General features: G+C 36.7%; 12 protein-coding genes. 11 read left to right on the forward strand and 1 reads right to left on the reverse strand.

The window, feature by feature from the left end:
* The first annotated feature begins 14 nt into the window (after positions 1 to 14).
* Together O1A01_RS25330 and O1A01_RS25335 are read left to right on the forward strand one after the other, a co-directional pair.
* Complete coding sequence (locus tag O1A01_RS25330; protein ID WP_333482926.1) at positions 15 to 461, forward strand: DUF421 domain-containing protein; 447 nt, start codon at positions 15 to 17, stop codon at positions 459 to 461.
* Positions 462 to 556: 95 nt separating this feature from the next.
* Entirely contained in the window at positions 557 to 733 is a 177-nt protein-coding gene (locus O1A01_RS25335) for a hypothetical protein (protein WP_443081798.1), read from the forward strand.
* Here the strand turns inward: O1A01_RS25335 and O1A01_RS05940 are convergent.
* Positions 708 to 1,100 carry a YhjD family protein gene (locus O1A01_RS05940; protein WP_066421260.1) on the reverse strand — a complete coding sequence of 131 codons (393 nt, stop codon included), beginning with the start codon at positions 1,098 to 1,100 and terminating at the stop codon, positions 708 to 710. The two genes, O1A01_RS25335 and O1A01_RS05940, sit on opposite strands and share 26 nt — an antisense overlap.
* Before the next feature lie 161 nt (positions 1,101 to 1,261).
* On the opposite strand from O1A01_RS05940, the gene O1A01_RS05945 reads away from it, so the two are divergent.
* From O1A01_RS05945 to O1A01_RS05985, 9 genes are all read left to right on the forward strand, one after another.
* The gene (locus O1A01_RS05945; RefSeq protein ID WP_270065779.1) at positions 1,262 to 2,314 is read left to right on the forward strand and encodes a hypothetical protein; all 1,053 of its coding nucleotides are present in this window, start codon (positions 1,262 to 1,264) and stop codon (positions 2,312 to 2,314) included.
* A 156-nt stretch (positions 2,315 to 2,470) separates the two neighbouring features.
* Complete coding sequence (locus O1A01_RS05950; protein WP_270065780.1) at positions 2,471 to 3,085, forward strand: TVP38/TMEM64 family protein; 615 nt, start codon at positions 2,471 to 2,473, stop codon at positions 3,083 to 3,085.
* 78 nt (positions 3,086 to 3,163) lie between these two features.
* Positions 3,164 to 3,709 carry a signal peptidase I gene (gene lepB / locus O1A01_RS05955; RefSeq protein WP_270065781.1) on the forward strand — a complete coding sequence of 182 codons (546 nt, stop codon included), beginning with the start codon at positions 3,164 to 3,166 and terminating at the stop codon, positions 3,707 to 3,709.
* A 39-nt stretch (positions 3,710 to 3,748) separates the two neighbouring features.
* Positions 3,749 to 4,921 carry a thiolase family protein gene (locus O1A01_RS05960; protein WP_270066380.1) on the forward strand — a complete coding sequence of 391 codons (1,173 nt, stop codon included), beginning with the start codon at positions 3,749 to 3,751 and terminating at the stop codon, positions 4,919 to 4,921.
* A gap of 106 nt (positions 4,922 to 5,027) precedes the next feature.
* Positions 5,028 to 8,258, forward strand: a complete 3,231-nt coding sequence (locus O1A01_RS05965) for an AfsR/SARP family transcriptional regulator (RefSeq protein WP_066421252.1) — start codon at positions 5,028 to 5,030, stop codon at positions 8,256 to 8,258.
* A gap of 848 nt (positions 8,259 to 9,106) precedes the next feature.
* Complete coding sequence (locus O1A01_RS05970) at positions 9,107 to 10,303, forward strand: substrate-binding domain-containing protein (protein WP_066420234.1); 1,197 nt, start codon at positions 9,107 to 9,109, stop codon at positions 10,301 to 10,303.
* An 81-nt stretch (positions 10,304 to 10,384) separates the two neighbouring features.
* Positions 10,385 to 11,152, forward strand: a complete 768-nt coding sequence (locus O1A01_RS05975; RefSeq protein WP_066420231.1) for an ABC transporter ATP-binding protein — start codon at positions 10,385 to 10,387, stop codon at positions 11,150 to 11,152.
* Complete coding sequence (locus tag O1A01_RS05980) at positions 11,136 to 11,843, forward strand: ABC transporter ATP-binding protein (protein WP_270066381.1); 708 nt, start codon at positions 11,136 to 11,138, stop codon at positions 11,841 to 11,843. Before O1A01_RS05975 ends, O1A01_RS05980 begins: the two co-directional genes overlap by 17 nt.
* Positions 11,844 to 11,858: 15 nt before the next feature.
* A complete protein-coding gene (locus O1A01_RS05985; RefSeq protein ID WP_066420229.1) occupies positions 11,859 to 12,719 on the forward strand; it encodes a branched-chain amino acid ABC transporter permease in 861 nt (286 codons plus the stop codon).
* The last annotated feature ends 3 nt before the right edge of the window (positions 12,720 to 12,722 follow it).

A 12,722-nucleotide genomic window follows, 5' to 3' on the forward strand; every position in this document is an offset into this window, starting at 1 on the left:
GGAGGTCTCATACGTTGGAACTTTTTACTGATTTAATAAAAGTTGTTTTTCGGATTTTTACAATTTTGCCGCTTATGCTGCTTGTAGGCATATATATGGGGAAAAGATCTATAGGTGAGCTACCAATTTTTGATTTTCTCGTAGTGTTAACTCTAGGTTCGGTCGTTGGTGCAGATATCGCAGATCCGAATATCAATCATGTACATACTATTGGAGCCATTATTTCTATAGCTATTTTACAAAAGATAATTGTTCGTTGGAAAATTAGAAATCGTACAATTGGAAGACTGTTAACATTTGAACCGACACTTGTCGTTCATAATGGGAAATTTTTAGTAGAAAACATGAAGAAGATCAATTATTCAATTGATAATGTACTGCAAATGTTACGCCAAAAAGATGTATTTCATGTTGCTGATGTTCAATTAGCGTTTATTGAATCTAATGGTGAGTATCGGTAAAGCTCATCTCACCAAAAGAGCATGTTCGTACGGAACACGTATTAACGAACGTTCCGGAGTCTGGAATTGAAATCCCTGTTATTTTGGAAGGAAATTTGTATGTAGATGCCCTTGAATACCAAGGGCTGAATGAAGCGTGGTTACGCCAAAAACTATTACAAGAAAAAATAGCTAACGTTCATGATGTATTTTACGCTAGTATAAATAGTCAAAATGAATTGCATATATCATTAAAAACGGAACAGTCTAATTCGGTTCCAATTTATCATTAGCATGCTGATTTTTATCTTTTTGCAGAAAAAAATAGGTTAATAACTCATTTACTTTATTACGAATGCGTGGGTTAAAATAATTATGGTGTTCCTCGTACCCATCAAATAAAAAGGCGTAAAGCGTAAAAGAGTCGTCTTGTTTTAATTTTTGTAAACGTAAGTTTTCCTTTTTCATCGTCTGTTTAACGTCGCGTAATTGGATTTGTACTTTCTTCATGACGTCTTCTAAAAATAGCGTATAAGGTTCTTTTAATTTTAATGGACTAGATTCAATATGTTTTAAATCTTTTTCTAACACGATTAAAATTAATGGAAGATAAATAGCTTGTTCAAACAAACTAATTTGTTTTGATGAAAGTCTCGTCATATAAAACCCTCCTTAGAGAAAGAACGTGTGTTCGATATTATTTTATACGATAAACAACCCTTTATGCAATTTATTTTTGCTTTTATAATATTAATTAACTTTGTATGCTTAAATAAAGGGTTTCGGAAAAGTCTATTACCATGTCTAAAGGAGTACAAAGTATGAGCAAAGAAAAACGAGGATTTCAAAGTGGAGAGAAATTAGTGATGGATCCACAGTGGAATAAAAGAAACAGAAAGTTTGCCTACGTGCAAACAACGATATCGGAAGAAAAGAATGATTATGTTTCTAACATATTTATTGGAGACTTAATTCATGGGATAATGCCTTTTACGGATGGAGAGAATCAAACAGTATCACCACGTTGGTCGCCAGATGGGGACAAGCTTGTTTTCGTATCAGACCGAACAAAATTGCCCCAAATATATGTAAAAGATGTTAATAGGGGAGAAGCGAAACAATTAACGCATTGTGAAAGTGGAGTAAGAAATCCAGTTTGGTCTCCTTGTGGAGAGATGCTAGTTTTCTCTACTATTGGTACTAATCCTAAAGTGGCAGAAGAGCTTGTTTTACTAAATGTCAAAACAAATGAATTAACACCTCTAGTAAGAGAATGCCGAAACTATCACAGTGTTGTTTGGTCACCTGATGGAAGTTTTATTGCTTTTTCTGCCTGTGCATTTTCACAACCAACAACTGTTGTAGACGTATTCATACTGGAATTAGAAACGAAAGAAATACGGAAACTTACGAATAGTAATGGATTCTTTACTTCGACTACTTGGTCTCCAGACGGAGAAAAATTAGGGTTTGTCGGGTACGAGAAGGATAATAAAGGTGTGCCAATATCTAGAGTATGGATATATCATTTTCAGTATACACAATTAACTTGTCTAACGAGTGAGTTTGATATTTCAGTCGGTAACGAAATAGAGGGAGATTTTCACTGGGCTACTGTAAACCCTGGTTTACTGTGGACAGAAGATAGTGAAGGCTTTTACTTTTTAGTAACGGATCAAGGCAGTAATGGCATTTATTATGGTTCATTGGACGGAGCGATGTATCCAATTGTTTTAGAGCAGGAGCATATTTACGGAATGACAGTGATTACAGACATACATGAAGCTATCGCATGTATAAGCAAACAAACAGAACGAGTAGAACTGTATCATCTTGACTTTAAAACACAGGAAAGAACAAAATTACAGACATAAACAAATTACTCTATAAAAATACGAGCTAATGTAGATACCCAAAATGTAAGAAGGCTAATTCTATATATCGAATTAGTCTTTTCCGTTTTATTCTGTCTATAAAAAGGTGTAAAATAAATAAATAATGAGATTATTATAAAAAGTAGGAGTTACATAATGGAAATAATAGAGACATTAAAAGAATTGCTCACCTTAGAAAATATATTAGATGTATTGCAGGAATATAAATCGTTTGGACCGCTTCCAGGCTTTTTTCTAGTAGTGTTAGAAGCCTTTTTACCCTTTTTACCGTTAATTGTAATTGTAATGGCCAATGCTGCTGCATTTGGACTGTGGTACGGATTTCTTATTTCTTGGACAGGTACAGTTGTAGGGGCAAGTATCGTCTTCTTAATTGTAAAAAAATTAAGAAATCGACCTTGGGTAAAGAAGTTTTTGGAAAAAGAAAAAGTGAAAAGTACGATGAGTTGGATTGAAAGACACGGTTTTGGACCTATTTTTTTACTCTTCTGCTTTCCTTTCACGCCATCATTTTTAATTAACGTAGTTGCGGGGTTATCAAAAATGAAATATCATACATTCTTTCTAGCCCTCGTTGCAGGGAAAATGGTTATGATCTTTACGATAAGCTACATAGGGTACGATATCGTTTCATTTATTAGAGAACCGATAAAAACTGCGATTATGTTAACTATAATGTTTGTATTATGGTACATAGGAAAAATTGTAGAGAAAAAATTACAAAATTCTATAAAAATTGGAGACGAATAGGAAAAAAGAAGTAGTCAGACTATTAGGGAAGATGTTACGATATGGATAAATAAACAATCTATTTTGGAGGAAAGACGGTTGAAAAACAAAAATCGTTTCAAAATAACCAAATGGAGAGTAGTCTTTTTATCTTTTTTCGTCTTAATTTTATTAAGAATATGCTTCTTTTCGAATTATGTAGTCGAGGGACATTCGATGAAGCCAACATTAGAAGAAGGAAATTTATTAGTAGTCAACACGTTTGTTTATCATGTACAAGAGCCGAAGCGGTTCGATATTGTTGTATTTAAGCAAGGAGAAAACTCAGATCCTTACGTCAAAAGAGTCATTGGTTTACCAGGGGAAAAAATAGAATATTTAAACGATGTATTATATATAAATGATAAAGCAATTAATGAAAACTTTATAAAGGAACAAAAAGATAATATGATTCGTAACAATCTCACTGGTAACTTTACATTAAAAGATTTAACTGGGGAAGAAGTAGTACCGAAAGGTCATCTGTTTGTTATTGGGGATAATAGATTAGGTAGTTATGACAGTAGACACTTTGGTTTTGTGAAAATGGATGATATCGTTGGGAAAGTGAATATGCGTTATTGGCCATTGGGAGGAATTGAGTAGTCTATAACCTATAAATACTGCTTAACGGAGGGGTATATGTTGAGAAATGTAGTCATTGCGGCAGCACGCCGCAGTCCGATTGGAACTTTTGGAGGCGCTTTCAAAAATTTAAAACCAACAGATTTAATAGTACCTGTAATTCAAGCTGTGTTAAAAGATAGTAATGTAAGTAATGCTGATGTGAATGAAGTGATATTAGGACAATGTATACAACGAACAGATGAACCTAATACAGCAAGAACAGCAGCACTTCTAGCCGGTTTACCACCAGAAGTAACAGGTTATACGATTCAACGACAATGTGCATCAGGGCTACAAGCTATTATTTCAGGAGCCTTGCAAATTCAAACGGGTATGTCTGACGTTGTTATTGCTGGAGGAGTCGAAGCGATGAGTTCTAGCCCATATTTATTAAAAAATCAACGTTGGGGTAGCAGATTACAACATTCACAAATATATGATTCTGTTTGGGAAGTGCTTGAAGACCCGATACATCATATTATGATGGGGGAAACAGCAGAGAGATTAGCAGATAAATATGAGATTACGAGAGAAGAACAAGATGAACTAGCGTTATTAAGTCATCAACGTGCTAGTGCTGCAATAGAGAGTGGAATATTTGAGAGTGAAATCGTTCCACTTGTATTAAAAGAAAGAAGGGGAGAGAAAGTTATTTCTGTAGACGAAGGACCTAAATCTTCATTAAACATAGATAAATTAAGTAGTTTACGACCGGCCTTCCGAGATGATGGTACCGTTACGGCTGGTAATGCATCTAGTTTAAATGATGGTGCAGCAGCTGTAGTCCTAATGGCAGAAGAAGTTGCGAAGGAAAAAGGAATAACACCATTAGCTACAATTCGTAGTTTTCATGTTTCCGGTGTAGAACCGACGTTGATGGGGATTGGTCCAGTTCCAGCGATTAAAAGTGCATTATCGAAAATAGAGTGGGAGCTAGAAGATGTAGACCTATTCGAAATTAATGAAGCTTTTGCGGCACAGTACATAGCGGTCGAGAAAGAGCTTCAATTAAATCGACACCAGGTGAATGTTAATGGAAGTGGGATTAGCCTAGGTCATCCAGTAGGGTGCACAGGTACTAGAATAGTAGTGAGTCTTATTCATGAGTTAAGAAGAAGTAGACTTCAAAAAGGGATTGCTTCTTTATGCGTTGGCGGAGGCATGGGAGCAGCGCTTTTATTAGAAGTATAAGAGAGGAGAGGACAACGTGAAAAAGTTGTCCTCTTTTTAAAAACTAGCTCAACTTTATGGTAAAATATAATATAAAGAGTATTCAGAAAAAATAGGAGGTCCCAATATGTCCTCGCTCGATCCAATTCTATTAACGAAAATATCCCCACCAATATTTCAAAATCACCTAGTGTTAAGAAGGGCAAAAATAACGAGAAAAATGAAAGCGATTACTAATTATAAAGCAACGATTGTTCACGCAGGTCCTGGTTATGGGAAGAGTACAGTCATTTCATCATTTGTCCCTTTTTTCGAATATGAAACTTGCTGGTACACTGTCTCAACTTATGATGATGAAGTTATTCCGTTTATCCGTTATATTGTACATGCAATTAAACAAAAAGTACCTGAATTCGGCGATAAAATGTTAACGTACTTACAAACGATGGATCGATACTTACGGGAAGAAGAAGTTAGGAATATTAGTTCTTTCTTTATTAACGAGTTGTCAGAGCTAAACGAATCAATCGTTTTAGTAATAGATGATTTTCAATACGTCCAATCTAACCAAGACATTGAAACATGGTTTAGTTGGCTACTTCAGCATATACCAAACAACCTACATATTGTGTTTATTACTAGGACGAAACCGACGTGGGAAGTTATTACGCCAATGAAGGTTAAAAATGAAATGCTCGAACTGAATGAAACCGATTTAGTGTTTTCAAAAGAAGAAGTGGAAGTATTAATACAAGATATTTTTGGTTTAGACCTTTCGGAAGAGTTAATCGAATTTATTTATAAAATTTCAGAAGGTTGGGTTATGGCAATAGGACTATTAACGCAAAGTCTTTCTGAAACAGAAATGGAATTAGACTCTTTTCAAATTGACCATCTTCAATCTCTAGAAGATTTATTTAAGTATTTAGCGAATGAAGTGTTCATGAAACAAACCCCAATGGTACAGCAGTTTTTAGAACAAACGTCCATTTTTGACGTGATGACTGGAGACTTATGTGATGAAGTTTTAGGAATTAATGGTTCCAATTATTTATTAAAAACTTTATCCGAGAAGAGCGTTTTTGTCATCTCTATTGGGAAAGAGCAATATCGATACCATGCGCTTTTTAAAGAGTTTTTAGAAAGAAGACTGAAGGAAGATGCTCGTCAGTATAATTATTTACAACAACGATGTGCTCGTTGGTACGTCCAGAAAGATGAGTTCGTCCAAGCAATTGCTCATTATGAAAAAATTAATGATTATGAACAAGTAGGGGCAATCATTCATCAGCACGGTAACCGTTTTATTGAATATGGCCAACTAACTAGTTTACTAGAAAAATTAAAGAAAATAGATAAACGGATCAAAGATAAAAGATATTTATTGTGGTTTTACGAAGGGGAGGTTCATCGCTACCGTTGCTACTACGAGGAGGCAGAACAGTCCTATCGGGAAGCATACAATATGGCGGTCAAAGCAAACGACACATTCGTTATGATTCGTTCTCTTGCCGGGATAACAAAAATATATTTAGACACAATCCAACCAATTAGAGCAGAACGCGCTTTAGCTGAGGCAATTCAATTAATGAAGGGATCAGACGAGATTAACACCCAAGAAGAGCAACAATTATACTATTTAATGGCGGAGAACTTAATTAATTCTGGTCAAGCGGTAAAGGCACAAAAATGGTTCGAAAAAGTAAAACAGCTTGATTCCATGACGATACAAGGGAATCTCGAGGCTAGAATAATGCTCCGTTCAGGAAAGTTAAATGCTGCAAGAAAGAAACTACTATCCAAGCAAAAAGAGGAAGGTGCTTGGCACTTACCACAATCGCACCGTGAAACAGAGCTACTTCTTTCATTAGTAGAGTCGTTTATGGGAAATCCAGAAGAAGCAAAACGGTTAGCTGATAAAGCAATTAAACAAGGAATAAAACTACAAGCCCCTTTCGTGGAAGCGTGTGGATGGATACGGTTAGGTCATGCTGCTCAACTAATGGACATGTATGTACCTTCGTTAGCAAAAGAATGCTACGAAACGGCTTTAATGATTATGGAAGAACTGAATGTATCACGTGGAAAAGCAGAGCCGAACATGGGTTTATGTGTGTTATATGGCTATCAAGGTGCATACGAAAAATCAATTATTTGTGGTGAAGAAGCATTAAAAGAGACGGAACAAGTAAGAGATAGCTGGTTGTCCGGGCTAATTTATTTATGCTTATTTATTTCGTCTTTAATCAATAAAAAATATGATAAAGCACTTGCCTATAAATTGCGCGCAGAGAAAATATTAACACAGTGTGGAGATCAGTACAGCATAACAGTGGTAGCGTTATGGAATGCCATTTACTATTACGAAATGGAAGAATGGGAGTCTTTTGAAGAAGCTGTTAGTTTATTTTTATCTAACGTTCAAACAGGAGATTACGAGTTTATTTTATTTAAGAAAACGTTATTTGGGCCGAAAGATTTACAGCAATTCACACCGATTTTATTAGAAGCTCAAAAGCGAGATATTCATAGTGCATATGTTACTTCTTTGTTGAATGAACTTGGCTTTTCACATATGAAAAACCATCCTGGATATACGGTACGGATACAAACACTTGGATCGTTTCGGGTATGGCTTGGTCAAAAGGAAGTGGAAGAACGAGACTGGCAACGAGCGAAAGCAAAAGAGCTATTAGAGTTATTTGTAACAGAAAGAAAGCGGATGATACCGAAAGAAGAAATTTTTGCAAATCTTTGGCCAGATCAAGAGGAAAAAACGGTCACAAGAGATTTTAAAGTGGCATTAAACACATTAAATAAAGTACTAGAGCCTAACCGTAAGCCGAGAGAAGAACCGTTTTTTATTCAACGTACAGGAAGTTCCTACGGGTTAAATCTACACAGCGGATACACGATAGATTGTGTCGTATTTGAAGAGTGGGCACGACTTGGTTTAGAAGCAAGAGACAAAGAGCAATCACTACAATACTTACAACAGGCGATTCACATGTATCAAGGAGATTTCTTACCTGATCAAAAATATGCCGATTGGTGCTTAACAGAAAGAGAGCGTCTATTAGTCTACTTTTTACGAGCGGCCGAAAAGCTAGCACAACTATTAGTTAGTAAAAATGATTACAATCAAGCCATCGAATGGTGTGAAAGAATATTAGAAAAAGATGAAACGTGGGAAGAGGCATATCGCCTTATCATGTATTGCTATTATCAAAATAATAACCGACCACAAGCGATGAAATATTTTGCGAAATGTAAAGAAAAACTAGCAGAAGAATTAGGAATAGAACCGATGCAGTCCACATTAAAGATGTACGAAGTAATTATGGGGAAAGCGAACTAAATACACTCATGTAGAAGGCCGTAGAAAATCAAAAGATTCTATGGCTTTTTATTTTTTTCCGGAACCAGCGCTCTAGATTGATTGGACCTGAGCGAGCCGCCTCCGCTTTTCTTTGTCTAGCTCCGGCGCATTAACCCTAGCAAACTTTCTATCTGTACGATGAAGAAAACACACGGTGCAACAGACCGGAAAAATGGTGCAATGGGAAGCCCGAAATGGTACAATACCGGGAAGAAATGGTGCAACGACCGGTCAAAAGTCAGCAACAAAATCAACATGGTGCAACAAACCGAAAAACTGGTGCAACGGGATGCCCAAACTGGTGCAACACCGAGCCAAAATGGTGCAACGCCCAGTCAAAAGTCAGCAACAAAGTTAACATTAGCTATAGCTCGCAGTGTTTCCTATATCTCCTGCGGAAAAGCTCCAGTTTGATTGGACCTGAACGAGCCGCCTGCGCTTTTCTTTGTCTAGCTCCGGCGGCTAGGTCCGGCTCAAACTTCACTTTTCCTCCGTACGATAAGTCAACATCGACTCACTCTCGTTCGTCGTGTTTCCTATATCTCCTGCGGAAAAGCTCCAGTTTGATTGGACCTGAACGAGCCGCCTGCGCTTTTCTTTGTCTAGCTCCGGGCGTTAGCGGCTATCAAACTTCCCTTTCCTTCTGTACGATAAGTCAACATCTGCTCACTTACGTTCGCGGTGTTTCCTATATCTCCGGCAGGAAAGGTCCAGTTTGTACGCCGCTACCCAAACGCCCTGCGCTTTTCTATGTAACTCATTTGTAACTAGTGGGATGTATGATAGCGGTACAGTTAAATAACTAGTTTTTTGAGGGGGAAAAGAGGATGAAGAGAGTCAAATTAGCATTTCTTTTAGTTTGTATGAGTGTTCTAGTTTTATCTGCTTGTAGTAGTTCATCAAGTGGTGGGGACGACGATACGATTACGATCGGCGTTTTAGCATCATTAACTGGTGGACTTGAAAGTTATGGTAAACAAACTGTTCAAGGTTTTGAATTAGGTCTTGAATATGCAACAGATGGAAAAATGGAAGTTGCGGGTAAGAAAATTAAATTTATCGTAGAGGATACGGAAACAAAACCGGAAGTAGCCATCCAAAAAGCTACAAAACTATTAGAGGATGATAAAGTAGATTTCTTAGTTGGATCTTCTAGTTCTGGAGATACGTTAGCAGTATTACCTCTAGCTGAAGAATACGAAAAAATAATGGTTGTAGAGCCAGCAGCGGCTGATAGTGTTACGGGTGCTGATTGGAACAAGTATGTTTTCCGTACTGCACGTAACTCTTCTCAAGATGCAGTAGCAGGTGCAGCAGCAATAGCTAGTGAAGGTGTGAAAATTGCAACGTTTGCTCCTGACTATTCTTTCGGTCATGACGGAGTTTCTGCATTTAAAGAGGCTGCAGTTGCACTTGGAGCAGAAATTGTATTAGAAGAATATGCAGATCCTACAGCTACAGACTTTACGTCTAATATCCAAAAAATATTGGATGCACAACCTGATTACTTATTTGTTGTCTGGGCTGGTGCGAACTCACCATGGAATCAAATTGCTGATATGAGAGTACAAGAAAGAGGTATTAAAATTTCAACAGGTGCACCAGATATTCCGGCACTATATACAATGGAACAACTAGTTGGAATGGAAGGATTCACTGTTTATTATCATACGTTACCGGATAACCCTATTAACGATTGGTTAGTAGAAAACCATAAAGAGAAATTTAATGGAGATGTACCAGATTTATTTACTCCAGGAGGAATGACTGCTGCGTTAGCTATTGTTGAAGCGTTAAAGCAAACAGAGGGGAAAACAGATACTGATTTACTTATTGAAACGATGGAAGGTATGAGCTTTGATACACCGAAAGGAAAAATGACATTCCGCCCTGATGATCACCAAGCATTACAAACTTTATATGCGGTTCGTCTAGAAAAAGTGGATGGAGTAGACTATCCAGTTCCGGTATTAATTCGTGAACTATCTCCAGAGGAAACAGCTCCACCTATTAGAAATAAGTAGAAAAAAGTAATAGGAACTTTGGAGAATGTTTTCCTCTAAAGTTCCTTCGCTATTCATCCTGAAAATGTAAGGAGGAGGAAGATGGAACCAATATTACAAACGAGTGATTTAACGATCGCTTTTGGTGGACATATAGCAGTAAATAAAGTGAATTTTACAGTAAAAGAAAATGAGTTTAAATCGATCATTGGACCAAATGGAGCTGGAAAAACAACGTTCTTCAATTTGTTAAGTGGCCAATTACAAGCAAGTGAAGGAAACATACTTTTTAAAGGTGAAGACATTACAAAACTATCTCCTACGATGCGTACGAGAAAAGGGATAGGGAGATCATTCCAAATTACAAATGTGTTCCCAAATTTAACAGTGTTAGAAAATGTTCGACTTGCTGTCCAGTCTCAAGCTGGAGTTCGTTACAATATGCTTTCTCATTTTCTATCTTTTCGATCTTTTCAAGACAAAGCGTTGGAATGGTTATCGATGGTATTTTTAGATGAAAAGGCAAATGTGATTGCGAAAAACTTAGCGCACGGTGAAAAACGAAAACTAGAAATTGCTATGTTATTAGCGTTAGAAACCGAAATATTATTATTAGACGAACCGACAGCAGGGATGTCTATTGAGGAAGTCCCAGCCATTTTAGAAGTAATAAAAAACATTAAAAAACAAGGAAATCGAACAATCGTGTTAATCGAACACAAGATGGACATGATTCTTGATTTATCGGAATCTATTACTGTTTTATTTAATGGAAAATTGTTAGCAGACGGAACACCAGAAGAAATTATGAATAACGAAACAGTACAAACGGCATATTTAGGAGGCTTATATGATGAAAGCGCTTCTTAAAGTAGAACAATTACAAACGTATATCGAGCAATATCACATTTTACACGACATTCATTTGCAAGCTATGGAAGGTGAAGTGACGGTTTTACTTGGAAGAAACGGAGCAGGAAAAACGACAACGTTACGAAGCATTATGGGCTTAAATCAACCGAGATCAGGAAAAATTATTTTCCAAGAAGCAGAAATTCAAGGAAAAGCACCGTTTGAAATTGCCAACCTAGGGATCGGATATGTGCCCGAGGATCAAGGTATATTCGGAGAGTTAACAGTCGAAGAAAATATGAAAGTTGCGATGCAAAAGCAAGATGACGAAACATTAAAAAGACTAGATTGGATATTAAATCTCTTTCCGGATTTAAAAACATTTTGGAAAAAAGCGGGTGGACATTTAAGTGGTGGTCAAAAGCAGATGCTTTCGATTGCTAGAGCTTATGTTAATAATAGTAAATTATTACTTATTGATGAACCGAGTAAAGGGCTCGCTCCAATTGTAGTGGAAAAGGTAATGGAGTCGATAGAAGAAATGAAGAAGGAAACGACGATTGTTCTAGTGGAACAAAACTTTTATATGGCTAGTACGATTGGAGATACTTTTTACATCATTGATGATGGAAAAACCGTTCATAACGGGAAGATGGAAGAATTAAAAGAAGACGAAGTGTTGCGTAAACGTTATTTAGGAATTGCATAAAGAGGCGGTGAAACGATGGAAGTTTTAGTGAATTTAGCAGTAAATGGTCTAGCGACAGGAATGTTAATATTCCTACTTGCAGCTGGCTTAACGTTAATTTTTGGACTAATGGATGTAGTGAACTTTGGTCACGGTGCATTATTTGCGTGGGGAGCTTATGCTGGGATTTGGACGTATGTAACAACTGGTAGCTTCGTTGTCGGAATATTAGCTGCAATAATAACCGGACTTTTACTAGGGTTAGTATTAGAGAAATATATTATCCAACCTGTATATGGAAACCATATTCAACAAATTTTAATTACACTTGGAGTATTAATCGTTTTAAGTGAGATGCTAAAAGTCGTTTGGGGACCGAACCAGTTAAGTGCTAGAACGCCTTCTTATTTAGCTGGTAGTTGGGAATTTGGAGATATTATCATTATAAAATATCGCCTATTTATCATTGCAGTTGGGTTTATCGTATTTTTCCTCATTCGTTACATTTTGAAAAATACGAAAATAGGATTAATCGTACGTGCGGGAGTTATTAATAAAGAAATGGTTCAAGCACTAGGCATTAATATTAAAAAAGTATTTATGTATGTATTTATGGTAGGTGCAGCTATGGCAGCACTTGGAGGAATATTACTAGGACCATATTCAGGTGTTATTTATGCTGAAATGGGAATGGAATTTGGAATTCTAGCATTTATCGTTGTAGTTATTGGTGGAATGGGCAATATAAAAGGATCTCTATTTGCTGCCATCTTAGTAGGTGTCTGTGGATCGTTCATGGCTTATTATGTCCCAGCGCTGTCTCTAGCGGTAAATATGTTATTAATGGTCATCGTGTTAGTCTTCCGTCCACAAGGCTTGTTTGGAGCAAAGGGGTGATGA

The sequence above is a fragment of the Sutcliffiella sp. NC1 genome, from assembly GCF_027594365.1.
Taxonomy (GTDB): Bacteria; Bacillota; Bacilli; order Bacillales; family Bacillaceae_I; genus Sutcliffiella; species Sutcliffiella cohnii.

Excerpts from the sequence above, each read along its gene's own strand:
- O1A01_RS05940 (WP_066421260.1), bottom strand. The coding sequence starts at position 1,100 with ATGACGAGACTTTCATCAAAACAAATTAGTTTGTTTGAACAAGCTATT.
- O1A01_RS05945 (WP_270065779.1), top strand. The coding sequence starts at position 1,262 with ATGAGCAAAGAAAAACGAGGATTTCAAAGTGGAGAGAAATTAGTGATG.
- O1A01_RS05950 (WP_270065780.1), top strand. The coding sequence starts at position 2,471 with ATGGAAATAATAGAGACATTAAAAGAATTGCTCACCTTAGAAAATATA.
- O1A01_RS05965 (WP_066421252.1), top strand. The coding sequence starts at position 5,028 with ATGTCCTCGCTCGATCCAATTCTATTAACGAAAATATCCCCACCAATA.
- O1A01_RS05970 (WP_066420234.1), top strand. The coding sequence starts at position 9,107 with ATGAAGAGAGTCAAATTAGCATTTCTTTTAGTTTGTATGAGTGTTCTA.
- O1A01_RS05975 (WP_066420231.1), top strand. The coding sequence starts at position 10,385 with ATGGAACCAATATTACAAACGAGTGATTTAACGATCGCTTTTGGTGGA.
- O1A01_RS05980 (WP_270066381.1), top strand. The coding sequence starts at position 11,136 with ATGAAAGCGCTTCTTAAAGTAGAACAATTACAAACGTATATCGAGCAA.
- O1A01_RS05985 (WP_066420229.1), top strand. The coding sequence starts at position 11,859 with ATGGAAGTTTTAGTGAATTTAGCAGTAAATGGTCTAGCGACAGGAATG.